Raw genomic sequence first — 22,426 nt, 5'->3', positions numbered from 1 at the left:
TTCCGGCAATCGTGCGGGGGTGTTGCCGATCGCCGTGCAGCTTTGGCGCCCCCGCTTCAGCGCGCGCTAGCGGCCTTTGGTAGCGTACCATAGATCAAAATAATGATGGTATTACGCAAGAATACTGTAGTTACGGCACCCGGCTCACCATGCTGAATGGAAGCCGCCAAACCCCGGGGGCAGCACGAAAATGGACATCAGCATCGCCCGGACGTTTCTTGAGGTCGTCAAGACCGGCAGCTTCGTGCGCGCCGCCGAGAACCTCAACATAACGCAGACTGCTGTCAGCGCGCGCATTCGCGTGCTGGAGGACCAACTCGATCGGCAAGTGTTCGTCCGCAACAAATCGGGTGCGCGGCTGACGGCGGCTGGGGAACAGTTTCAGCGCTTTGCAGCCACGCTCGTTCAGGTGTGGGAGCGGGCGCAGGCGGCGGTGGGCCTCCCGCCGGGGCGCGAGACGGTCGTGACCATAGGCGTCGAGCTAAGCCTGTGGAACCCGTTGCTGCGGCACTGGCTGCTGTGGATGCGGCGCGAATGTCCGGAAATCGCGGTCAGCACAAGGATCGATCCATCGTATCGGCTTATCGAGCAAGTGCAGGACGGGACGCTCGACGTTGCAGTGATCTACGGCGCTTCCAGCAGGCCGGGCCTCGTCGTCGAGCTGTTGTTCGAGGAAAAGCTGGTCCTCGCCCGCAGCATGGCGACCACCGGGCCGATTCCGCCTGAGGCCCATGTGCGGATCGATTGGGGGGAGGAATTCGCCGCCAACCATCAGGCTGCGTTTCCCGATCGCCCCAACGCGGTCGTCTCGATCAGCTACGGTCCGCTAGCGCTGGATTACATCCTTGAGGTTGGCGGTAGCGGTTACTTCCGCAAGGGCTTCATTCGGCCCTATCTCGAAAGAGGGCAGCTTGCGCTGGTGCCGGATAGCCCGGAATTTTCCTACTCGGCCTATTTCGTCCATTCCGCCAAGGCGGACCCGGGCGTGATGGACCGCATCCGCGCAGGCTTGCGGGCAGCGGCGCAGATCCAGCCCTGATCTGGCAGAAAAGCGAGGCCGTGCCCTCTTTTACCGCGCTGCCGGACATGGCACATCGTTTGGCGGGAGAGCGTGAACGATGACATGGCAAGCCGAGATCGATGAACTGCGCCGCCGCGAGGCGATGGCCGAGAAGATGGGCGGCGCGGACAAGGTTGCGCGCCAGCATGCGCGCGGCAAGCTGGATGCGCGGGCCCGGATTGCCGGGCTCGTCGATACCGGATCGTTCCGTGAAATCGGCAAGATCGCCGGGAAGGGTCACTACGATGAAGCGGGTGACCTCACCGACCTCAATGCCTCGAACCTCATTTTCGGCCGTGCCAACATCGAGGGACGCCCGGTCGTCGCATCCGCCGATGACTTTACCGTGCGCGGCGGTGCGGCTGATGCGGCGATCCACCGCAAGTTCACCCAGTGCGAGAAGATGGCGCACACGCTGGGCATCCCGATCATCCGCATGATCGATGGCACCGGGGGTGGTGGTTCGGTGCGCACGCTCGAAGAAATCGGCGCGACATACGTGCCCGCAGTTCCCGGCTGGTCGGATGTGATCCGCAACCTCGATAGCGTGCCGGTGGTCGCCCTCGCACTCGGGCCAACGGCGGGGCTGGGCGCGGCGCGGGTGGTGGCGAGCCACTATTCGCTGATGGTGAAGGGCCTCTCGCAACTGTTCGCCGCCGGACCTGCCGTGGTCGAGGCACTGGGCGAGGCGAGCGACAAGGAAAGCCTTGGCGGCAGCGCGATCCACACCCGTAACGGCGTCGTCGACGATGAAGTCGCCAGCGAGGCCGAAGCCTTCCAGCGCGCGCGGCGGTTCCTGTCCTACCTGCCAAGCCGGGTTGGCCAGCCAGCACCCGCGACCGAACCTTTCGATCCCGTCGACCGGCGCGAGGACTTCCTGCTCTCTGCCGTTCCGCGCGATCCCAAGCAGGTCTATTCGATGCGCCGCGTCGCCGAGGCCGTGGCCGACAAGGGCAGCGTGTTTGAGATGGGGCGCCAGTGGGGCCGCGCTGCGATCACCGCGTTTGCCCGCTTCAATGGCCGGCCGGTTGCGCTGCTCGCCAGCGATCCCTCGTTTCTGGGCGGATCGTGGGAAGCGCGTACATCCGAGAAGGTCGAGCGCTTCGTCAAGCTTGCCGATCAGTTCCGCCTCCCGATTGTCCACCTCGTCGACAATCCAGGGTTCATGATCGGCCTAGCTGCTGAGACTACGGGGACGATCCGCTACGGCGTGCAGGCGATGAACGCGATCTACCGCGCGACGGTGCCGCTCGCCTCGGTCATCGTGCGGCGCGCCTATGGCATCGCGGGCAGCGCAATGAGCAATGCGGACGACTTTCAGTACCGCTTCGCGTGGCCATCGGGCGATTGGGGCAGTCTGCCGATCGAGGGCGGCATCGAAGTCGCCTACAAGTCGGAGCTTGAAGCAGCAGAGGATCCGGCGGCCCATCTCGCGATGATCCGCGAACGGCTCAACAAGGTGCGCTCCCCCTTCCGCACTGCCGAACGCTATGCGGTGGAGGACATCATCGACCCGCGTGACACGCGCCCGCTGCTCTGTGAATTCGCCGAACTCGCGTGGGGCAAGCTGGGAGCCGCCTAGGCTTGCGGAGATAGGCGCTCGATCACCAGATCAAGCAGCGCCCGAAGCCGTGGCTGACGCTTCATGTCGCGGTGATAGCCGAGCCATGTGTCCCGCGTCGGCGGCGCTGAGCCGAGGTCGACTTCCTCGATCCCCGGGGTCGCCTGTCCAAGCGGCTTTGGCAGCACGGCGAAGCCTGCGCCCAGCGCGCAAAGCTGCGCCTGCATGTCGCGGCTGTTGCTCCGCGCGGCGATCCGTGCGCCAGGCAGCGTTTGCATGAGCCAATCGACATCAGGCATCGAACTGAATGCCGTATCCATGACGATGACCGGCCATGCCTTGCCATCGCCGTCCACCGGTTTCGCGCTGCCGACCTTTGCGTAAACCGCATAGGGCATCGTCATGACGCGCCGAGCGATCACCTCGGGCTCGTCGAAACCGGTGATGCGGAACACCAGATCGGCTTCACGGCGCGAGAGGCTGTAGACGCGGGCATCGGTCAGCGTTTCGATCACGACGCCGGGTTGGAGGCGGTGGAACTCGGCAAGGACAGGCGCGAGCACAATGCGTCCGAACCAGTCGGAACACGTCAGCCGCAGCATGCCTTCGAGGCCCGCCTCGCTCCCCGCGAGTTCGCGCGCCAGCGCCTGCGCTTCGGCTTCCATCCGTTCGGCGTGGCGCAGCATGACTTCGCCATCGTCAGTCAGGACAAAGCCCTCGCTGCTGCGCTGGAACAGCGTCAGACCCGTGGCCTCCTCAAGCGCACGGAGGCGGCGGCCCATTGTGGGCTGCGACTGTCCGGTCCGGCGTGCGGCACGGCCCAGCGTCCCCTCGCGCGCGATGGCGAGGAACACCGGAAGGTCGCTCCATTCGAGTGGGGGTGAGCGCATCTGGTAATCCATTCAAAATCGCATGGATAACATGCATTCATTTGGATTTCAGTTCAACACTGAAGAGGTCATTCTTGTGCCATCACGAGGAGAAAGACCATGTCACAGACTACCATGCTTGCTGCCATCGTCGAAACCAACGATGGTCCTTTCACGATCCGCGAAGTGGCCCGCCCGGTCCCGGCGAGCCGGCAGGTGCTGGTCCGCGTCAAGGCCAGCGGCACCAACCCGCTCGATACCAAGATCCGCGCCGGACAGGCCGCCCATGCCAACCACGCCTTGCCCGCCGTGCTCGGCATGGACCTTGCCGGGGTGGTCGAGAAAGTCGGCAGCGGCGTTTCGGGCTTTGCGCCGGGCGACGAAGTCTACGGCTTCACCGGCGGCGTTGCCGGCATGCAGGGCTCGCTTGCCCAGTATGTCGCGGCGGATGCCCGGCTGCTGGCGCACAAGCCTGCGAATCTGACGATGCGCGAGGCGGCGGTGTTGCCGCTGGTTGTCATCACCGCGTGGGAAGGCCTGATCGACCGCGCGCAGATCCGGCCGGGGCAGACGGTGCTTGTGCTTGGCGGCGCTGGCGGCGTGGGTCATGTCGCGGTGCAGATCGCACTCGCGCACGGTGCCCGGGTCTATGCAACCGCATTCAGCCACGATCACCAATACCTGAGCTGCCTCGGTGCGGTGCCGATCGACGCCGAACAGCCGGTCGAGGACTTCGTTGCCGAGCATACCGGCGGCGCGGGATTCGATGTGGTCTACGATACTGGCGGCGGCGCAATGCTGGATACCGCGTTCAGGGCGGTGCGGCGGATGGGCCATGTCGTCAGCTGCCTTGGCTGGGGCACGCACCCGCTGGCGCCGCTTTCCTTCAAGCAAGCGACCTACTCGGGCGTCTTCACGCTGCATGCGCTGCTGGCAGACGAAGGCCGCGCGCATTACGGCAAGATTCTCGAAGCTGCCGCCGCGCTGGCAGAGGGTGGGCAACTGCTTCCCCGGCTCGATCCGCGCAGCTTCACGCTCTCCGAAGCCGCTGCTGCCTATGACGCCGTACTCGGTCGCAATGGTGCGGAGCGCCAGCGCGGCAAGATCGCCATCACCGTTGCCTGAAAGGAATTCGCCATGAACATCTCTGACGCAGCCAAGGTCTGGCTTATCACCGGCGCATCATCCGGCTTCGGCCGGATTCTCGCCGAACTCGCGCTGGCGCGCGGCGACGCGGTTGTCGCCGGCGTCCGCAACCCGGCTGCGCTCGCCGATCTGGGCGAGCGCTACCCGGAGACCCTGTTGCCGATCACGCTCGACGTGACGGATGCGGATGGTCCGAGGGCTGCCGTCGCCACCACCGAGGCCCGGTTTGGCCGGCTTGATGTGCTGGTCAACAATGCCGGCTTTGGCCTCATCGGCGCGGTCGAGGAGCTGGCGCCGCAGGAATATCGCCCGATGTTCGAGACGAACCTGTTTGGCCTGATCGAAATGACCCGCGCGGCGCTGCCGCTGATGCGGCGCACCTCTGGCGGGCGGATCGTGAACCTCTCGTCAGTCGGCGGCTTCACCGGCCGGCAGGGCTTCGGCCTCTACAACGCCAGCAAGTTCGCGGTCGAGGGCTTGTCGGAAGCACTAGCGGAGGAAGTCGCGCCGTTCGGGATCAAGGTGATTATCGTGGAGCCCGGCGCATTTCGCACTGCGTTCCTTGGCCGGTCGATCACCGCCGGGGCGACGCGCCTTGCCGCTTACGAGCAGACCAGCGGCGCGACCCGCGATTTCAGCGACGCGAACAATGGCGCGCAGCCCGGTGATCCGGCGCGCGGCATGGCGTTGCTGATGCAGGCGATCCTGGCCGAGGCACCGCCTTTGCGGCTGCCGCTCGGACGCGACGCCCTGGCGCGGATCGATCGCAAGCTGGCGATGGTTGCAGCAGACATCGCGCCTTGGCGCTCGCGCTCGGAAGACACCGGGTTCGATGGTCCGTCTGCATGATGCAGGCGGCGCTGCCGCGAAGAGGTTGCTTTAAGTCCTTCGGTGCCCAGTCCCGCCTCCGCCATCTTATCGGGTGGAGGCGGGACTATGATGGGCAACTAGACCGCGCGGATCGATCAGAAGCTCAAATCGGTGAGGCCCGGGTGATCGTCGGGACGCCGGCCAAGCGGCCAGCGGAACTTGCGGTCAACTTCTGTGATCAGATGCTCGTTGATGCTGGCGATGCGTCGACGCATCAAGCCATCGGCATCGAATTCCCAGTTCTCGTTGCCATAGGCACGGAACCATTGGCCGCTGTCGTCGCGGTATTCATAAGCGAAACGGACGGCGATGCGATTGCCATCATGCGCCCAGAGTTCCTTGATGAGCCGGTATTCAATCTCGCGGCTCCACTTGCGGGCGAGGAACGCCTCGATCGCTTCGCGGCCGGTGACGAACTCGGCCCGGTTCCGCCACTGGCTATCCGGCGTGTAGGCCAGCGCCACGCGTGCCGGATCGCGGCTGTTCCACCCGTCTTCGGCCAAGCGAACCTTTTCGACAGCGCTCTCGGCTGTGAAGGGGGGCAGGGGAGGACGGGACATGGGTTTCGCTCCTGAGCGATGGGAAAGGGGTGCGGGCGACACCGGAGGGTGGGAGTAGTGCCGCCCGCGTCCGGATCAGGCCTTGTCGGCGACGATCCGGATATAGTCGAAGTCCGTCAGACAGTAGATCATGGCTGGCTCCCTGGACTTGCATTGCTGTGTGTGAGGTCGTCTCTGGCCTAGTTTGCCGGGCGAAAGAACGCATGAATTCCGGAAGGCACTGTTTCACAAAGTGGAATGTTCACCGGCGGCTTTCTCCTCATAGATCGAGGACCAGGCGGTCCGGCTCGCTGCCTTCTGCAGCTGCGGGCACGGCGCAGCAGATCAGCGCTTCGTCCTCAGCCGTCTGGAAGGCAGGGGCCTGCGCGTAGGTGACGGCGCCCGCCACGATCTTCGTCTTGCAGCTGCCGCAACTGCCACTCCGGCAGCTGAACTCGGGCGTCAGCCCGCGCGCCTCGGCAAGTTCGAGCAGCGTGCCGCTTTCCGGTGTCCAGCGGGCTTCCTTGCCGGAAACGGCGAAGGCGACCGGAACGGGGCCTTTCGCTGCCGGCGGCAATTGCGGGGCATCGCCTGCATCCGGTTTGCGCTTCACCGAAGCGGGGCCAAAGGCCTCGGCATGAATGCGCGCATCGGCGACGTTTAGGCCGCGCAGGCCGTCGTAGGTCGCCTGCATGAAGGACGGCGGCCCGCACATCAGGAAGTCGTAATCGTCGAAGCCGAGCTTTTCGCGCAGCAGTTCCATGTCGATCCGGCCGATCGCTTCATATTCCTCGCCCGCTTCCGCCTCTGCCGCATCGCCCAGAACGCGGATGATCCGAACAGCGCCGCGGGCCTCAGCTGCAAGCGCGCGAAGTTCGCTGTCAAAGGCGCGCTCGGCCTTGGTCCTTGCGGAATAGAACACGGTGGTTCGCCGCACCCGGCGGGTGCGCAGGCCTTCGTATACGACGTGGCGCAGCATCGCGAGGATCGGGGTGATGCCGACGCCGGCTGCAAGCAGCACTGCCGGGCGGCGCTCCGCCGCATCGATGGTGAAGCTGCCCGCTGGCGGCCGCGCTTCGATAAGGCTGCCCACACGGATATCGTCATGGAGATGGCTGGAAACGCGCCCTTCGCGCTTCACGCTGATGCGATAAGCGCCGTCCGAAGCGGCGGAGGAAAGGGTGTAGGTGCGGATCACGGGATCCGCCTCCGCATCGGGTCTGACCCGGATCGGCAAGTGCTGCCCGGCGAGGTTGGCGATCAAGCCGGCATCGTCGGTGGGCTCCAGATGGAACGATCGGATCGTGCTGCTTTCCTCGACGATCTTCGTCACGCGCAGCGGCCGCCACGCCGAACCGCGTTCGGAAGCCCTGCGGCGCTGATCGGCCTGCTCCCAATCACCGGTCATCAGCGAGTTGGGCGACCATTCGAGGAAGTCGAAGCGCAGCGGCAGCGCGGCGCGGCGGCGCACCAGCTTGCGCGGCGTGAACGTCCAAAGCCGTTCCGCGCCCTGAAACGCGGCTATATCGGGGGAATCGAGCACGACTTCGGCTTCCCCGGTCATCTGCAGCACATCGCCGGTCGCGAAATCGACGAAGATCAGCCCAGTGCGCGGATTGCGCAGGACATTGCCCAGCGTATTGAAATGGAGGTTCCCGGCAAAATCGGGGATGGTGAGCATGCCTTCGGCATCGATCCGCACGAACCCCGGCTTGCCGCCGCGATGGGAGGCATCGACCTGACGCGATCCGTCCGGCAGATCGACGTAGGATGCCACGAAAAACGCATCTGCGCCGGCGATCATCGCCCGCCCTTCGGCGTCGAGCGCCGAGAAGTGGTCCGCAGGTGCGGGCACAGCACTGGGTTCGGCCAGGCGCCAGTTGCGGGTTTGGATATACTGCGGGCAGTTGCCGAAGCTGTGCTCTACGGCAATGGCAAGGCCGTGCGCATCGATCGCGCGCACCATGCCGTTCATGCGGTTGCGGCGGCGGGTGTTCAGCTCGATGCCGAGCAGGCCGATGGCGGTGCCCTGCGCCATATCGGTCAAGGCCGGATCCGCACGGTCCTGCGCAATCGCAAGGTTCAGCGATCGGGGATCGGGGCTCTGGGCAAAGCCCGGTTCGCCGGCCAGCAGGGTTGCCCAGGCATCACCCGCTGCATCAACCGTGCCCGCTACCAAAAACGGCAGTTGGGCAAAGAATTCGCGGTGCTGATCGGGCATGTAATCGCGGATCACGCGCCGCCCGAAGACTTCCATGCGCTCGGCAACGCCAAGCTTGCGCTGCAGCTCGATTTCGCCGCTGTGAAAGGGCGAAGCCGCCGGTCTTTCCTTGTTCGAGCGCATGGCAAGTTCTCCAGTAGGGTGCATGGCCGCGCGCGTTCGGGCGAGCGGCCATGCTTCCGGTTCAGGCGGCGGAGAGGCCCACCGGGGTCTCTGCGAAGGGCACGAAGCCGGGCAGGGCTTCCACCCGCTTCAGCCAGGCGTTGACATGCGCATAGGCTGCAAGGTCCACGTTCCCTTCCGGTGCGCGGGCGATGTAGCTGTAGAGCGCGACATCAGCGATGGTCGGCTTGGCGCTGCCTATGATCCACTGCTTATCCGCCAGCTCGGCGTTAATGTTCGAAAGAACGGCGTGGGCCCGCGCAATCACTTCATCAGCATTGAAGCCGGCACCGAACACGGTGATGAGGCGGGCTGCAGCGGGGCCGAAGGCGATCTGGCCGGCCGCAACCGAAAGCCAGCGCTGGACGGCGGCAGCTTCGATCGGATCGGTCGGCAGCCAGTCGGTCAGGCCGCGCTTCTTCGCGATGTAGATCAGGATCGCGGCGGAATCGGCGATCACGGTGCCTTCGTCATCGAGCACAGGGATCTGGCCAAAGCGGTTGAGCGCCAGAAAGTCGGCGGCCTTGTGCTCGCCCTTGGCAAGATCGACGAGGGCGAGATCGAACGGGGTCTCGGTGAGCGAAAGGAACAGGCGCGCGCGGTGGGCGTGGCCGGAAAGGGGGTGGTAGTAGAGCTTCATCACGTCATCTCCGGGGTGCATCTGGCTCAGGGGGTGAGGGACTGCGCCTCTTGCACTGCCGTTGTGAGCTATTCGTGCTTGCGGGGGAATGCGGTTAAGCTGGAAGGCATAATTGCATCGGGTGCAATAATCTTGCCTCACGCTTCAGCGCAGAGCACCATTCGCCAGCGTCGGCCAGGAATGCGGTGTGGCAAAGCTCGAGGCGATGCAGACGTTCGTCAAAGTGGCTGAAAGCGGCAGTTTCGCTGAAGCCGCCCGCAGGTTGCACATGAGCCCGCCAGCGGTGACGCGCGCGGTTTCCGCATCGGCCATCTGCCGGATTCAAGCCAGAATGCGGTCCGGGTCGGGAAAGTGCGGCAGGTGGTTCTGGCCGAACATGAACCGGAACAGCTGCGGGGCAGCCGGCTGATCAACCAGACCCTGATCCTAGCTGCTGGTTTGGCGCAGCATCCGGATCGTGTTGTCGCGGTAGTGCTGCATCAGCGTGTGCAGGTTGATCGCTGATGGATTGGCCAGCCACTGGTAAACCAGGCCGAAGATGAACGCGCTGAATTCGACAGCGAAGCTCTCCGGATCGACACCGGCGCGCACTTCGCCATCGGTGATCGCCTGCGCCAGCCACCGCGCGGTGTCCTTGCGGTAGGCGATGTGGTTGGCGGCAAGGCGGCGGCGTACCAGCGGGTAACTGCTGATCGATTCAAACCACAGGATATACATGGCCTGCATCTGCTTGGTGCGATTGAGCAGGAAGAACTCCACTGCATCGAGCGCACCTTCGATCGCCGCAAGTCCGGTGTTCTTGCCGACGAAGCGGCGCAGTTCGGCGGCCCACTTCTCGTTGAAATCCCGCACCAGGTAGCCGAACAGCGTTTCCTTGGAGCCGAACCGGTTGCTCGCAAGGCCGCGGCTGTATCCCGCGCGCTCGCCCACTTCCTTGAGCGTGGTGTTGTGGGTGCCACATTCGACGATGAGGTGCATCGCCGCCTCGAACATGCGCGCGTCCGAAAGCGCTGTGCGCTCGCCCTGGGTCAGCCTCGGGCGTTCGACCGGAAGTTCACCGGGAGGGGAGATATTCACGTTCAATCCTAGTCTCCGGAGGTGAACCCAGTTTCCACGATGACAGCCATCCCTCCGGTGTCGAACTGCTCCCTGAGCGTTTTCTTGTCGTACTTGCCGACACTGGTCCTCGGGATGAAGTCCGCAAAGGCCCAATACTCGGGTATCATGAACCTGGCAAACCTCTCCCGCAGGCAATTGCGCAATGCGGCGGGGACAAGTTCCAGATTGGCCTCGGCGACGACTACTGCAAGCGGGCGTTCTTCCCAGCGCGGATCGGGAATGGCGAAGACTGCCGCTTCGGCAACGCCGGGCAGCGCAGCGATCGCGTTTTCGAGGTCGGCGGACGAGATCCACTCGCCGCCCGACTTGATGAGATCCTTGGCGCGGTCGGTCACCTCGACGAAGCCGAGCGGATCGATCCTGCCGACATCGCCGGTGCGCAGCCAGCCGTCTGCGGTGAGGCGGGAATCCTCGGGGCGCTCCTTTAGGTAGCCCCCGGTCACCCACGGTCCGCGCAGCTGGAGGTGACCCATCGCCGCACCGTCCTCGGGCAGGGGGCGGTCCTCATCATCGACGATGCGCACCTGCATGCCGGGAACCGGGCGGCCGGCCTTGGCGCGCCACGGGGTCTCGCCTTCTTCGCCGGTTTCACGCGGGGGGAACGAGAGGACGCACATGGGGCTGGTCTCGGTCATGCCCCAACCTTGCACGACGTTGACGCCCCATGCCGCTTTCACCCGGTCGATCAGAGCGGCCGAAACCGCCGACCCGCCGGAGACGATGGTGCGGAAGGAGGACAGGTCAAGCGGGGTCTGGGCGTGAGCCTGCAACAGGTCGTTGAGGATCGTGGGCACCGCCGCCATCAGCGTCGGGCGTTCCGCCGCGATCAGGCGGGCGAGATGCGTGCTTTGGAGGTGAGGGCCGGGGAGGATCAGGTCGCTGCCCGCAAGCCAGCCCGAATAGGGCATGCCCCAGGCATTCGCGTGGAACATCGGCGGCACCATCAGGATGCGGTCGCGGTTTGAAATTGCGAACGTATCCGCAGCCATCGAAGCGAGGCTGTGCAGGTAGACCGAGCGATGCGAGTAGACGACGCCCTTGGGCAGGCCGGTCGTGCCCGAAGTGTAGCAGATCGCCGCCGCGTCGGTTTCTATAAGTTCTGGCCACTCCTGCATCGGTGCAGCGTTGGCGATGAGATCCTCGTAGGCGTGGACCTTTCCGGCAAAGCCCTCGATCGCGGCGGGTGCTTGGCCGACCACGATCACGTGGCCGAGCGCCGGGCATTCAGTCAGAATTGGCGCGACGGCGGGGAGCAGAACGCCATCGACGATCAGCGCGCGATCAGCCGCATGGTTCATGATGTAGCGGATCTGATCGGCCGGCAGTCGCACGTTGAGCGTGTGGAGCACCGCGCCCATTGCCGGAACCGCGAGATAGGCTTCGAGATGCGCCGGAGTGTTCCAGCAATAGGTCGCGACCGGCTCACCTGACGGATGGCCCAGCGCCGCAAGCGCACCCGCCAACCGGCGTGCGCGCGCCGCGGTTTCCGCAAAACTGTGCGCGCGGATGGTGGTGCCATCGAACGAGAGCACCCTGCTCGCAGCGAACAGGCGCTCGCCGCGATCGAAGATCATCTGCGTGGAGAGCGCATGATCCATCATCGTCGATCTCACCGGACTTTCCCCTTCTCGAGGATAACCGCCGCCTCGCTCAGCAGGGCCGGCACGTCGCGCACAAGGCCGCGTGAATAGGCGCTGTCGATCTTGCCCTGAGCCTGAAGGACCCACGCCCCCTCGACGATGGCGGCAAGGCGCCAGGCAGCGAAAATGATGAAATAATCGATGGCCGCGTGGTCCATGCCGGTCACTGCGGACCAATGCTCCGCAAGCGCGCGGGCAGGCAAGGTGCCGGGCCGGTTCGTCAGCCCCTGCACGAAGGGAAAGCCGAGGACCGCAGCCGGATCGCGCTGCCAGAAGAACAGGCAAAGGCCAAGATCGACCAGCGGATCGCCGAGCGTCGCCATCTCCCAATCAAGGATGACGCGCAGTTCCGGTCGATCACGGGCGACAAGGCAGTTGTCGAGATGGAAATCGCAGTGGATCACGCTCGCGCGGGTTGAGGCGGGCTGGTTGGCGAGCAGCCATGCGCCGATTTCCTCGAGCAACGGCAGATCACGCACGCGATCCGCGGCGCGCACCTTGAGCCAGCGTTCGACCTGCCGCTGGACGAAGCCTTCAGGCTTGGCGAAATCGGCGGGAAGCACTTCGCGCCAGTCTACCGCATGAACCCGGCCGATGCCTTCGACCATGGTGAGGCCAAGCGCGTTGACGGTCTCGTCAGTATCCGGCCAGCCGGCGGGCAAATGTTCGGTGAGCGCCACGCCTTCGACAAATTCGGTGATGGCGAAGGGCTGGCCGATCACTTCGGTGTCATCGCACCATGCGACCGCCATCGGCACCGGGGCACGCCCCTTCAGCGCAGAAATGACGCGGTACTCGCGCTCGATCCCGGCTGCTGCCTTGTCGGAAATTACTTCGACCGGCGGATGACGCAGCACCAGCCGTCCCTCGCGGGTCTCGATCAGGCGGGTCACGTTGGAATTGCCGCCCGTTAGCACCGGGCCGAGGGTGATATCCTGGCGCCCGGTCGCCTCTGCCAGCCATGCCTGCAGGCGCCTTTCGGCGTCTACAGGTTGCACATCAGGCCTCCGTCGGTGAACACGACGGACCCGGTCATGTAAGTCGAACCCGCGACCGACCAGCACACTTCGGCCATTTCCTCGGCAGTGCCCATGCGCTGCAGCGGAATGCGGCTGATGATGGCCTTGCGCGCGCGTTCGGAGATGGTCGCGGTCATTTCGGTCTGCACGAAGCCGGGCACGACCATGTTCACCCGGATCTGCCGCCGCGCGAGTTCAACTGCGAGCACGTTGGTCAACCCGGTGAGACCTGCCTTCGAAGCGCCGTAGCAGCTATCCCCGGGGAAGCCGCGGAAGCCGACGACCGCGCCGACGTTTACCACCGATCCGCCTTGCGGCATGAGCCCCGCGAGCGCCCGGATCATCCGCATCGGACCGGTAAGATTGGTGGCGAGGGTGGCTTCCCAATCAGCGTCGCCGATCCGCTCCAGCCCTCCGCCGCGGTGCAGGCCGGCATTGTTGACGAGCACGTCGAGCCCGCCCCATCGCGCTTCGACTTCGGCAGCGATCCGCGCGACGTCATCCGGGCTAGTGACATCGGCGGAAATGCCGAAGACATCGCCGCCGATTGCCGCCGCGATCCCGGCAATGCCGGGGTCACGGCCGACGATGCAGACCCGCTCGCCCCGGCTGGCGGCAAGCGCGGCAACCGCGTGGCCGATACCACGCGATGCCCCGGTTACCAGCCAGCGGCGGGCGGAAGGCCCGAGGGGGGCAGGAACCTCAACCATCTCGCCGGCCGCTCCGGATCAGAACGTCTGCGTCACGGCAACGCCCCACGAACGCGGCGGACGCGCTGCGCCGTAGCTCCACACGTTCTGGACGTCATAGCCGATGGTCCAGCCATCCTCGTTGCCAAGGTTCTTGCCGAAGACGCTGATCATGGTCTTGTTGATCTTGTAGCTGATCGAGGCGTCGAGCAGGTTCTGCGCGCCGTTGCGCAAGTTGGGGTTGTTGAGGAACGTCAGCTCGTGCGCGCCGATATGGTGCAGTTCGGCATTGACCATGAGCGTGCCGGGGCCAACGTTGTTTTCGTAGGAAGCGCGCAGGTCCCAGGTCCATTTCGGCGCGCGGCGGATCTTCAGGAAGGTCGCGTCGACTGGCGTGCCGGTGCTGTAGATGTCCCCGAAGAAGTCCTTGTACTTGGAATCAAGGTAACCGACGTTGCCGCCGATGGTGAAGTTGGAGGTCACCCGCGCGGTCAGGTCCAGCTCGATACCCTTGAGATCGGCCTTCGAGGCGTTGATCGTGCGGTTCTCGCGGCCGGTCGAGGTGCCGGGCGCCGGCACGTCGAGATCCTGCTGCATGTCCTTGTACTTCATCAGGTAGAACGCGCCGTTGAGGCGGACGCGGTCATTCAGGAACTGGGTCTTGAAGCCCAGCTCGAAGTTGTCGAGCGTTTCGGGGTTGTAGGGCGTGATCGCCGCACCGATCGTCGAGGGGCGACCATTGAAACCGCCGCCGCGATAGCCGCGCGACCACAGCGCGTAGGTCATCACCTCGGGCGTCCAGTTGTAGCTGAGGCTCACCTTGGGCGTGAACTTCGACCAGCTCGCCTTGATCGGCGTGGGCATCACGATATTGACCCCGGCCACCGGCGGGAGGGCGGCGATCGGGTCCTTCTCCTCCAGCGTGCCGTAGATGAAGATCGTCTTGTCGTTGACCTGGGTGGTCTTGGAATCGTGGGTATAGCGCCCGCCGACGGTGAGCTTGAGCTTGTCGGTGAACTTGTAGTCACCTTCGAAGTAGCCGGCCCACGACTTGGTCGTCTGCGTCACGTCCTGCGCGCTGGTGAGCAGCGGCGGGCCGGCGAAGCCGATGTAGTTCTTGAGGTTGATCGTGTATTTCGAGAACCACTGGTAGCCGCCGAGCACGAAGGTCAGCGGGCCATTGCCGCCCATGACGAGCCGCGCTTCGTTCGTCACCTGCTTCCAGCGGGCCGGACGGTCGGTGTGGTAAAGCGTCAGCGGGGTGGAATCGAAGTCCTGATTGATCGATTCATTGGTCTTCAGGTAGCCCAGAATGTACTCGAAATCGAGATTGTTGCCGAGCTCGTACTTGAGCTTGCCGATCGCCATGTCGAGCTGGAAGCGGGCGCTCTTGTCGACCGGTGCGTTGCTCACGCTGACATAGCGGCTGCCCGAAATCGGCACATCCGGTTTGGGTGAGCAGAAGCCGATCAGCGAACAGAAGATATCGGTCGGCTTGGTCAGCGCCGAAAGCTGCGGCGGATCCTGCCGGGTCAGCTGATGGTCATAGCTGAGGCTGATTTCGAGCGCCGGGGTGGGGGTAAGCAGCAGCTGGCCGCCGATCGCGCGAAAATCCGACTTCTGGCCCGGCTGGTTGAAGGTCTTGTTGAAGATGTAGCCATCGGACGAATTGTACGCGCCCGAAACCTTGAACGCGACATTGGGGGCGAGGCCGAAGCTGACGACGCCCTGGAAATCGAAGGTGTCGAAGCTGGAATAGGTGCCGCGCACCTTGCCGGTCAGCTCCTGCGTCGGCCGCGACCGCGCGAGGTTGATGACACCGCCGGTGGCGTTGCGACCGAACAGCGTGCCCTGCGGTCCGCGCAGCACTTCCACGCGGTCGACGTCGATCGCCTTGAGCAGGCTGCCCGAGCTCTGGCCGATATAGACATCGTCGATCACCACGCCGACTGCGGGGTCCACGGATTTCTCGACGTCTGCGACGCCAATGCCGCGGATGTAGATGGCGGCGACACCGCCCGGACCCTGCTGCGTATCATCGATCAGCACGTTGGGCGCCGAGTTGGCGAAGTCGCGCACGTCGGAATCGAAGCGCTTGGCAAGATCGGTGGCGCTGAGCGCGCTGACCGAGGACGAGACGCTCTGCAGGTTTTCCGTCCGCTTGCGTGCGGTCACCACGATGGCTTCCAGCCCGCCGTTTGAATCATCGGCATTCGATTCGCTGGCACTCGCCGCAGCCTGCTGTGCGTGGGCCTGGCCTGCAGCCAGACCGGCGGCTGAAATGGACGCCGCCAGAAGCGCGCGCATTGCCTTTACCGACATGCTCATCCCGTCTCTCCCTCTCATGCCACGCTCTTTTCGGCGTGGCCCGTTATCCCCGGCGACGTCGTCCTGAAGTTTGCCGCAGGTGGCGGGTCTTTCCCGCTTCCAGCCTGAGGCGGACGTCATGGCCTGTGATGGGTCTACCAAACTTGCTATACCCAAACAAGTTATATTGCGAAATCGGATTCCCCGCAGAATCTCCGGGATTTCTCAAGGGACTAGCATTTTTGCGGGATTTTCAGCGGAATGCACTCGGCCATAGCAGTTTGCTGCGAGCAAATTTTGCTTGTCTGAAACTAGTAAGTGTGATCCACATTGGTCATAACGAAGGACAGGAGAGGTCCGGTGAGTGGAAGGCTAGAGGGCAAGGTGGCGCTCATTTCCGGCGGGGCGAGCGGCCTCGGCGAAGCGCAGGCCGTGCTCTATGCCCGCGAAGGCGCGAAAGTGCTGATCGGCGATCTTCAGGAAGCCCTTGGCGCGGCCGTCGTGGCGAAGATCACGGATGCCTGCGGTGAGGCTGCGTTCACCCGGCTCGATGTGACCGACCTTGGCAGCTGGCAGGCCGCCGTCGCGCTCACCGTCGCAACCTTTGGCAAGCTGACCACGCTGGTCAACAACGCCGGCATCTTCCACCCCGGCGGCATTCAGGCCGAGACGCCGCAGGGCTGGGACCGCATGGTTGCGGTCAACCAGACGGGCGTGTTCTATGGCATGAAGGCGGGCGCGCCGGAGTTGGCCAAGGCAGGCAAGGGTGCGGCCATCGTCAACATTTCCTCGCTCTACGGCCTGATCGGCAGCCCCGATGCCATCAGCTACCACGCCTCCAAGGCGGCGGTGCGGGTGATGGGCAAGGGCGCCGCGCTCGAATTCGTGAAGCAGGGCGTGCGCGTCAACACGATCTTCCCCGGCCAGATCCGCACCCCGATCCTCGGTGATATCACGCCCGAGCAGGACGCGGCGATCAAGGCATCGATCCCGATGGGCGAGGTTGGCGATCCGATGGACATTGCCCATGCCTCGCTGTTTCTTGCGTCCGACGAGGCGCGTTACATCACCGGTGCGGAGCTGTGGGTTGACGGGGGCTGGTATGCAGGGTGCTGAAAGGACAACGTTGATCTGATGGCGTGGGATTTTTCGACAGAACCGGAGTTTGCTGAAAAGCTCGATTGGATGCGCGATTTCGTGAAGCGCGAGATCGAGCCGATGGACCTTGTCTTCCGCGGGCCGGGCGATCCGTTCGATCCGCGCTCGAAGGCGCGCCGGATCATGAAGCCGCTGCAGCAGGTGGTGCGGGACAAGGGCCTGTGGGCCTGCCATCTCGGGCCGGAACTTGGCGGGCAGGGCTATGGCCAGCTTCACCTTGGCCTGATGAACGAGATCCTCGGCCGGAGCCGCTTTGCGCCGACAGTGTTCGGCACGCAGGCGCCTGATACCGGCAATGCCGAAATCCTCGCCCGCTTCGGCACCGAAGAGCAGAAGGCGCGCTATCTCCAGCCGCTGCTCGATGGCGATATCGTCTCGTGCTTCTCGATGACCGAGCCGCAGGCCGGCGCCGATCCCGGCGAATTCCTCTGCCGCGCGACGGCTGACGGCGATGACTGGGTGATCGAGGGCGAGAAGTGGTTCGCCAGCCATGCCGACATGGCCGAGTTCCTGATCGTCATGTGCATCACCGATCCCGATGTGGCGGTCCATGCCGGCTCGACCACGATCATCGTCCCGCGCGATGCCCCGGGCATGGAGATCGTGCGTAACACCGCCGTCGGCCCGAAGGACGAGATCGGCAGCGGCGTGCATGGCTATCTGCGCTTCAACAAGTGCCGGGTTCCGCTTTCCAACACGCTCGGCGCTGTCGGCGGCGGCTTCAACGTCGCGCAGTCGCGGCTTGGCGGCGGACGCATCCACCATGCCATGCGCACGGTCGGCATGCTCAACAAGGCGCTCGACATGATGTGCGAGCGCGCTGTCAGCCGCGTCACCAAGGGCGAGCGGCTGGCCGACAAGCAGATGGTGCAGGAGCGCATCGCCGACAGCTACACCCAGATCACCCAGTTCCGCCTGCACGTGCTCTATGCCGCGTGGCTGCTCGATCAGGACAAGGGCTATACCCACCGCGTGCGCCGCGAGATTTCGGCGATCAAGGCGGCGATGCCCGGCGTGCTGCGCGATGTCGTTTACCGCGCGCTGCACATCCACGGTTCGCTCGGCATGTCGAACGAAACGCCGCTGATGGACATGTGGCAGTACGTGCCGGAGATGGGCATCGTCGACGGGCCGACCGAAGTGCACAAGGTCTCGGTCGCAAAGGACATCCTGCGCCGCGTCGATCCGGCGCCCGGCCAGTGGCCGACCTACTTCGTCCCCGAAACGCGCGCCGCCGCGCTGGCGAAGTTCGCGCCCTATCTCGATGAGGAGGCTGGCTGATGGCTGTCACGCTCGAACAGCGGGTCGAGATGCTGGAGACCCGGCTCGCACTGCAGGATCTCACTTCAGACTACTGCCTCGGCTTCGACAAGCGCGATATGGGCCGTTTCCTCGCGATCTGGTGGCCTGATGCGGTGTGGGAAATCGGCCCGCCCTTTGGCGATTTCGTGGGGCACGCGGGCGTTGTCCATGCGGTGGAGGACATCCTCTGGCCCGCGTGGAAGGAATCGACCCACTACACCACCAACCTGCGGCTGACGTCCGTGGGCGAGGATGCGATCGAGGGCATCTGCGACGTCTACTGCATCGGCAATTCGATCGAGGGCCAGGCGCAGACCGTGGCCGCGACATATACCGACCGGTTCGAACGGCGCGACGGCGTGTGGAAGATTGCCCGCCGCAAGGTCACCATGCAGCATTTCAGCCCGCTGACGGGCATCACACTCACCGCACCGCAATAGCGGGCGGCGGATCAGGGAGAGGACAATGGCGCGGTTCGATTGCGGCGACGGCCGCTCGGTCTATTACGAGCACCACCGCGGGGCCGGGGTTCCGGTCGTGCTCATCCACGGCTGGGCGATGTCAGGCCGGCTTTGGGCGGGCACTGTCGAAGTGCTGAAGGAAGCCGGCCATGCGGTGATCGTCGTCGATCACCGGGGCTGCGGCCAGTCCGACCGGGATTTCGATGACGTTTCGATCGCCGCGATTGCCGGCGACGTCGCTGGTATCGTGCGCACGTGCACCGACAAGCCCGCCGTGCTCAACGGCTGGTCATTGGGCGGAGCGGTGGCGGTTGCAGCCGCCGGTCTGCTCGGTCCGGCCTGCGCTGGTGTGGTGCTGACTTGCGGCGCAGCGCCGCGCTTCATCAAGTCGGACGACTTCCCCTACGGCGGTGAACCCGGCTCGCTCGAGGCAACCAAGGCCGCACTCGGCGGTGACCGTGCGGCGTTCTTCCGCGGCCTTGCTGGCGGCGTCTGCGCCAAGCCGGTGAGCGATGCGATGGTCGATTGGATGTGGGCCGCCTTCATCGACAGCGGCCCGGGCGTGATCGAATCGCTCATGGACCTTGGCCGGGTCGACCAGCGCGAAGCACTCAAGGCGCTGCCAGTGCCGCTGCTCTCCATCGTCGGCAGCGCGGACGCGATCCTCGATCCGGGGGTTGGCAAGGCTGCTGCGGAGATGGCCCCGCACGGCACCCTCGCGCTGATCGAAGGCTGCGGGCACGCCCCGTTCATCGAGGATGCGGAGGCCTACAACGCGGCGCTGCGCGATTTTCTGGCCAAGCTCTGACCCGAGGCGGGATAACGATAATGACGTCACTCGATCCGTTCTTCACTCCATTCGATTGCAAGTCGCTGCACTTGTCGAACCGCTTCCTGATGGCTCCGATGTCGCGCTATTTCGCGCCGGGCGGCATCCTGACGCAGGAATCGGCAGACTATTACCGCCGCCGCATCGAAGGCGGGGTTGCCGCTGTCATCACCGAAGGCGTCGCGGTGGATCGGCCCGGCTCGGTCGCGGCCGATACGGTTCCGGCGTTCCACGGCGAGGAGGGCCTTGCCGCATGGGCGCGTGCAACTGCCGACGTGCACCGCGCAGGCGGGGCGATGATCCCGCAGCTTTGGCACGTGGGCGGCTGCGAGGACTTCAACTTCCCGGATTCGCCGCATCCGCCGCTTGAAAGCCCTTCGGGCCTCGTCGGGCCAGACATTCCGGGCGGGCGGGTGATGACGCCGACCGATATCGACGAAGTGATCGCCTCCTTCGCGCGCGGCGCGGTCGAAGCGCAGAAGATGGGCTGCGATGCCATCGAGATGCATGGCGCACATGGCTACCTGTTCGACCAGTTCTTCTGGACCGCGACCAACAAGCGCGATGACCGCTATGGCGGCGACGACATTGCCCAGCGCGGGCGCTTTGCCGCCGATTGCGTGGCTGCGGTGCGCAAGGCGGTGGGTGAGGATTTCACGATCATCTTCCGCATCTCGCAGTGGAAGACCTACCAGTACGATGCGAAGATAGCGAACGATCCGGCCGAGCTGGAGCGCTGGGTCGCGCCGCTTTCGGAAGCCGGCGTCGATATCTTCCACTGCTCGGAGCGGCGTTTCTGGGAAGCGGCCTTCCCCGGGGAGGACGACCGCAACCTTGCCGGTTGGACCAAGCACATCACCGGCAAGCCGACGATCACGGTGGGTTCGGTCGGCCTCGACCGCGATCTGATGGAAGACTTCGTGGCGGGGGAATCCGTGCCGACGCTCAAGTCCATGAGCGAACTGGTGCGCCGCTTCGAGCGCGGGGACTTCGATCTCGTCGCTGTCGGCCGTGCGCTGCTGGCCGATCCGAACTGGCTGCAGAAGGTGCGCGAGGGGGCGGTCGATCAGCTCAAGCCCTATTCTAAGGCCTGCATGGAAACACTCTACTGATCTTGCAGGAATGCCCTGCAAGATACTGATTCAAAGCATATCGTGAGAGAGGAAGACCGATGACCACGACCACCATTGCCCCCGAGGCAGGGGCGGCTTCTGCCACGAACGGCGCGGGCAAACCGGATTTCGACGCAATCGGGATCGGCGCGGGTTTTGCCGGCATCGCACTCATCCACTACCTGCGCGAAGCAGGCCTTTCGGTGCGCGTATTCGACCGCGCCTCGGACGTCGGCGGCACCTGGGCGTGGAACCGCTATCCGGGTGCGGCGACTGACAGCGAGAGCTACTACTACTGCCTGACTTTCTCGAAGGAGATCCTGCAGGAGTGGAAGTGGACCCAGCGCTATCCGGGCCGCGCCGAGACGCAGGCCTACATGCGCTTCGTCGTCGACAAGTGCGACATGATGCCGCACATCCAGCTCAACACCGAGATTACAGAAGCACGCTATCTGGCCGACAAGGGCTGGTGGCAGGTCACCACCGGGACCGGCGAGACCTTCACCTGCAAATACTTCGTCAGCGGCATGGGCATGATTTCGCAGCCCGAGATCCCGGCGATCAAGGGGCTCGATACCTTCAAGGGCCCGATCTTCCATTCCTCGCGCTGGCCGGAAGGCCTGGATTATGCGGGCAAGCGCGTTGGCGTGATCGGCGCAGGCGCAACCTCGGTGCAGATGGTGCCCGAACTCGCCAAGACGGCGGCGGATGTCACCGTGTTCCAGCGCACGCCGAACTACATCCTCCCCGCGATGCAGCGTCCGATGACGCCGGAGTGGGAAAAGGAGATCAAGGACAACTACGAAGCGATCATCGCCAAGTGCCGCAACCACGTGTTCGGCATGGCGTTCGACAGCCCGGTTGGCCGCAATGTGCTCGATACCCCGCCCGAAGAGCGCCAGCGCATCTTCGAGGAGAACTGGACCGGCAGCTTCCGCTGGGTGTTCGAGACGTTCGACGATCTGCTGGCGAGCCCGGAGGCCAACAAGCTGGCGGGCGATTTCATCACGAGCAAGATGAAGGCGCGGGTCAATGATCCCGAACTCGCCGAACTGCTGTGCCCGACCTATGACGACTATCCGCTCTTCGCCAAGCGGCCGCCGCTCGATCACGGCTATCTCGAGGCGTTCAACCGCGACAACGTCCACCTCGTCGATATCAAGAAGGCCGAGCCGATCGTCGAGGTGACCGAGACCGGCGTGCGCACGAGCAAGCGCGACTTCGAGTTCGACATCATCGTGCTGGCAACCGGGTTCAAGGCCTATACCGGGTCGCTCGAGGCGTTTCCGATCATCGGGGCGACGGGGCAGACCCTGAACGAGAAGTGGCAGACCGTCTCGGGCAGCATCATGGGTGTCGCCGTGGCAGACTTCCCCAACATGTTCATGGTCACCGGCCCGCAGGCGCCCTTCGCCAACCTGCCGACCTCGATCGAGCAGAATGTCATCTGGATCACGGCCTGCATCCGCAAGATGGAGCACGAAGGCTACGCGACGTTCTGGCCCAAGGCCGATGCGGAAGCCGCCTGGACGAAGCAGACCGCCGATATCCACGCCCAGACGCTGATGGCGCAGGGCGACAAGGTCAATTCGTGGATGATGGGCGCCAACCGCGCGGACAAGGGTGCGCGCGTGCTGATCTATTTCGGCGGTGCGAACTTCTATTACGACGCGCTCGACCAGTCGGCGGCAGCGGGCTTCCCGGAGCTTGAATTCCGCTAGA

The 22,426-nt window shown here is 64.7% G+C and carries 20 protein-coding genes; 11 read left to right on the top strand and 9 right to left on the bottom strand.

The genetic code is table 11. The features are described 5' to 3' along the window. Positions 1–190: 190 nt before the first annotated feature. Both NSE01_RS02765 and NSE01_RS02760 read left to right on the top strand, forming a co-directional pair. Positions 191–1,039 (top strand): LysR family transcriptional regulator, encoded by an 849-nt coding sequence (locus NSE01_RS02765; RefSeq protein ID WP_147158105.1) that lies wholly within the window; start codon positions 191–193, stop codon positions 1,037–1,039. 79 nt (positions 1,040–1,118) lie between these two features. Beyond that, positions 1,119–2,642 (top strand): acyl-CoA carboxylase subunit beta, encoded by a 1,524-nt coding sequence (locus tag NSE01_RS02760; protein WP_147158104.1) that lies wholly within the window; start codon positions 1,119–1,121, stop codon positions 2,640–2,642. Here the strand turns inward: NSE01_RS02760 and NSE01_RS02755 are convergent. Continuing rightward, on the bottom strand, positions 2,639–3,523 hold the full coding sequence (locus NSE01_RS02755; protein WP_246134997.1) for a LysR family transcriptional regulator: 885 nt from the start codon (positions 3,521–3,523) through the stop codon (positions 2,639–2,641). The genes NSE01_RS02760 and NSE01_RS02755 overlap by 4 nt on opposite strands. A gap of 87 nt (positions 3,524–3,610) precedes the next feature. On the opposite strand from NSE01_RS02755, the gene NSE01_RS02750 reads away from it, so the two are divergent. Next, positions 3,611–4,615, top strand: coding sequence for a zinc-dependent alcohol dehydrogenase family protein (locus NSE01_RS02750; protein ID WP_147158102.1), 1,005 nt, complete (start codon positions 3,611–3,613; stop codon positions 4,613–4,615). Positions 4,616–4,627: 12 nt separating this feature from the next. Then, positions 4,628–5,485 (top strand): oxidoreductase, encoded by an 858-nt coding sequence (locus NSE01_RS02745; RefSeq protein WP_147158101.1) that lies wholly within the window; start codon positions 4,628–4,630, stop codon positions 5,483–5,485. A 116-nt stretch (positions 5,486–5,601) separates the two neighbouring features. Here NSE01_RS02745 and NSE01_RS02740 read toward each other — a convergent pair whose 3' ends face one another. The 3 genes from NSE01_RS02740 to NSE01_RS02730 all read right to left on the bottom strand — a co-directional run bounded on the left by NSE01_RS02740 (position 5,602) and on the right by NSE01_RS02730 (position 9,068). After that, positions 5,602–6,066: a nuclear transport factor 2 family protein gene (locus tag NSE01_RS02740; RefSeq protein WP_147158100.1), complete on the bottom strand. Its 465-nt coding sequence runs from the start codon at positions 6,064–6,066 to the stop codon at positions 5,602–5,604. 259 nt (positions 6,067–6,325) lie between these two features. Beyond that, entirely contained in the window at positions 6,326–8,389 is a 2,064-nt protein-coding gene (locus tag NSE01_RS02735) for a 2Fe-2S iron-sulfur cluster-binding protein (RefSeq protein ID WP_147158099.1), read from the bottom strand. Between the two features lie 61 nt (positions 8,390–8,450). Beyond that, complete coding sequence (locus NSE01_RS02730) at positions 8,451–9,068, bottom strand: glutathione S-transferase family protein (protein ID WP_147158098.1); 618 nt, start codon at positions 9,066–9,068, stop codon at positions 8,451–8,453. A 205-nt stretch (positions 9,069–9,273) separates the two neighbouring features. On the opposite strand from NSE01_RS02730, the gene NSE01_RS21940 reads away from it, so the two are divergent. Continuing rightward, positions 9,274–9,477: a helix-turn-helix domain-containing protein gene (locus tag NSE01_RS21940; RefSeq protein WP_371863197.1), complete on the top strand. Its 204-nt coding sequence runs from the start codon at positions 9,274–9,276 to the stop codon at positions 9,475–9,477. Between the two features lie 17 nt (positions 9,478–9,494). Here the strand turns inward: NSE01_RS21940 and NSE01_RS02720 are convergent, their stop codons facing one another. Genes NSE01_RS02720 through NSE01_RS02700 form a run of 5 tightly spaced genes read right to left on the bottom strand, consistent with a single transcriptional unit; the run spans position 9,495 to position 15,863 of the window. Beyond that, positions 9,495–10,145 (bottom strand): TetR/AcrR family transcriptional regulator, encoded by a 651-nt coding sequence (locus NSE01_RS02720; RefSeq protein ID WP_147158097.1) that lies wholly within the window; start codon positions 10,143–10,145, stop codon positions 9,495–9,497. A gap of 8 nt (positions 10,146–10,153) precedes the next feature. Then, positions 10,154–11,800: a long-chain-fatty-acid--CoA ligase gene (locus NSE01_RS02715; RefSeq protein ID WP_218033235.1), complete on the bottom strand. Its 1,647-nt coding sequence runs from the start codon at positions 11,798–11,800 to the stop codon at positions 10,154–10,156. Beyond that, a complete protein-coding gene (locus NSE01_RS02710) occupies positions 11,797–12,825 on the bottom strand; it encodes a phosphotransferase family protein (RefSeq protein ID WP_170233743.1) in 1,029 nt (342 codons plus the stop codon). The genes NSE01_RS02715 and NSE01_RS02710 overlap by 4 nt, the downstream gene beginning before the upstream one ends. After that, positions 12,813–13,556: an SDR family NAD(P)-dependent oxidoreductase gene (locus NSE01_RS02705; RefSeq protein ID WP_147158095.1), complete on the bottom strand. Its 744-nt coding sequence runs from the start codon at positions 13,554–13,556 to the stop codon at positions 12,813–12,815. Before NSE01_RS02705 ends, NSE01_RS02710 begins: the two co-directional genes overlap by 13 nt. 18 nt (positions 13,557–13,574) lie before the next feature. Beyond that, positions 13,575–15,863 carry a TonB-dependent receptor gene (locus tag NSE01_RS02700; protein ID WP_170233742.1) on the bottom strand — a complete coding sequence of 763 codons (2,289 nt, stop codon included), beginning with the start codon at positions 15,861–15,863 and terminating at the stop codon, positions 13,575–13,577. 339 nt (positions 15,864–16,202) lie between these two features. On the opposite strand from NSE01_RS02700, the gene NSE01_RS02695 reads away from it, so the two are divergent. The 6 genes from NSE01_RS02695 to NSE01_RS02670 are packed head-to-tail and all read left to right on the top strand — an operon-like array spanning position 16,203 to position 22,425. Next, positions 16,203–16,958: an SDR family NAD(P)-dependent oxidoreductase gene (locus tag NSE01_RS02695; protein ID WP_147158093.1), complete on the top strand. Its 756-nt coding sequence runs from the start codon at positions 16,203–16,205 to the stop codon at positions 16,956–16,958. Between the two features lie 18 nt (positions 16,959–16,976). Then, positions 16,977–18,281, top strand: a complete 1,305-nt coding sequence (locus NSE01_RS02690) for an acyl-CoA dehydrogenase family protein (RefSeq protein ID WP_147158092.1) — start codon at positions 16,977–16,979, stop codon at positions 18,279–18,281. Next, positions 18,281–18,742, top strand: a complete 462-nt coding sequence (locus NSE01_RS02685; protein ID WP_147158091.1) for a nuclear transport factor 2 family protein — start codon at positions 18,281–18,283, stop codon at positions 18,740–18,742. Before NSE01_RS02690 ends, NSE01_RS02685 begins: the two co-directional genes overlap by 1 nt. A 25-nt stretch (positions 18,743–18,767) precedes the next feature. Continuing rightward, a complete protein-coding gene (locus NSE01_RS02680; protein WP_147158090.1) occupies positions 18,768–19,571 on the top strand; it encodes an alpha/beta fold hydrolase in 804 nt (267 codons plus the stop codon). A gap of 20 nt (positions 19,572–19,591) precedes the next feature. Continuing rightward, complete coding sequence (locus NSE01_RS02675) at positions 19,592–20,704, top strand: NADH:flavin oxidoreductase (RefSeq protein WP_147158089.1); 1,113 nt, start codon at positions 19,592–19,594, stop codon at positions 20,702–20,704. 59 nt (positions 20,705–20,763) lie between these two features. After that, positions 20,764–22,425 (top strand): flavin-containing monooxygenase, encoded by a 1,662-nt coding sequence (locus tag NSE01_RS02670; RefSeq protein ID WP_147158088.1) that lies wholly within the window; start codon positions 20,764–20,766, stop codon positions 22,423–22,425. Position 22,426: the final 1 nt, after the last annotated feature.

It is taken from the genome of Novosphingobium sediminis (genome assembly GCF_007991615.1).
GTDB classification, from domain to species: domain Bacteria; phylum Pseudomonadota; class Alphaproteobacteria; order Sphingomonadales; family Sphingomonadaceae; genus Novosphingobium; species Novosphingobium sediminis.
The sequence above is the reverse complement of the archived record's forward strand: the minus strand, read 5'-3'. Positions and strand labels throughout refer to the sequence as shown.

What these genes read in the sequence shown, in the direction of transcription:
- NSE01_RS02760 (WP_147158104.1), top strand. Translation starts at nt 1,119, where the DNA reads ATGACATGGCAAGCCGAGATCGATGAACTGCGCCGCCGCGAGGCGATG.
- NSE01_RS02755 (WP_246134997.1), bottom strand. Translation starts at nt 3,523, where the DNA reads ATGGATTACCAGATGCGCTCACCCCCACTCGAATGGAGCGACCTTCCG.
- NSE01_RS02685 (WP_147158091.1), top strand. Translation starts at nt 18,281, where the DNA reads ATGGCTGTCACGCTCGAACAGCGGGTCGAGATGCTGGAGACCCGGCTC.
- NSE01_RS02735 (WP_147158099.1), bottom strand. Translation starts at nt 8,389, where the DNA reads ATGCGCTCGAACAAGGAAAGACCGGCGGCTTCGCCCTTTCACAGCGGC.
- NSE01_RS02690 (WP_147158092.1), top strand. Translation starts at nt 16,977, where the DNA reads ATGGCGTGGGATTTTTCGACAGAACCGGAGTTTGCTGAAAAGCTCGAT.
- NSE01_RS02675 (WP_147158089.1), top strand. Translation starts at nt 19,592, where the DNA reads ATGACGTCACTCGATCCGTTCTTCACTCCATTCGATTGCAAGTCGCTG.
- NSE01_RS02705 (WP_147158095.1), bottom strand. Translation starts at nt 13,556, where the DNA reads ATGGTTGAGGTTCCTGCCCCCCTCGGGCCTTCCGCCCGCCGCTGGCTG.
- NSE01_RS02740 (WP_147158100.1), bottom strand. Translation starts at nt 6,066, where the DNA reads ATGTCCCGTCCTCCCCTGCCCCCCTTCACAGCCGAGAGCGCTGTCGAA.
- NSE01_RS21940 (WP_371863197.1), top strand. Translation starts at nt 9,274, where the DNA reads ATGCAGACGTTCGTCAAAGTGGCTGAAAGCGGCAGTTTCGCTGAAGCC.
- NSE01_RS02730 (WP_147158098.1), bottom strand. Translation starts at nt 9,068, where the DNA reads ATGAAGCTCTACTACCACCCCCTTTCCGGCCACGCCCACCGCGCGCGC.
- NSE01_RS02700 (WP_170233742.1), bottom strand. Translation starts at nt 15,863, where the DNA reads ATGAGCATGTCGGTAAAGGCAATGCGCGCGCTTCTGGCGGCGTCCATT.
- NSE01_RS02765 (WP_147158105.1), top strand. Translation starts at nt 191, where the DNA reads ATGGACATCAGCATCGCCCGGACGTTTCTTGAGGTCGTCAAGACCGGC.
- NSE01_RS02670 (WP_147158088.1), top strand. Translation starts at nt 20,764, where the DNA reads ATGACCACGACCACCATTGCCCCCGAGGCAGGGGCGGCTTCTGCCACG.
- NSE01_RS02745 (WP_147158101.1), top strand. Translation starts at nt 4,628, where the DNA reads ATGAACATCTCTGACGCAGCCAAGGTCTGGCTTATCACCGGCGCATCA.
- NSE01_RS02680 (WP_147158090.1), top strand. Translation starts at nt 18,768, where the DNA reads ATGGCGCGGTTCGATTGCGGCGACGGCCGCTCGGTCTATTACGAGCAC.
- NSE01_RS02750 (WP_147158102.1), top strand. Translation starts at nt 3,611, where the DNA reads ATGTCACAGACTACCATGCTTGCTGCCATCGTCGAAACCAACGATGGT.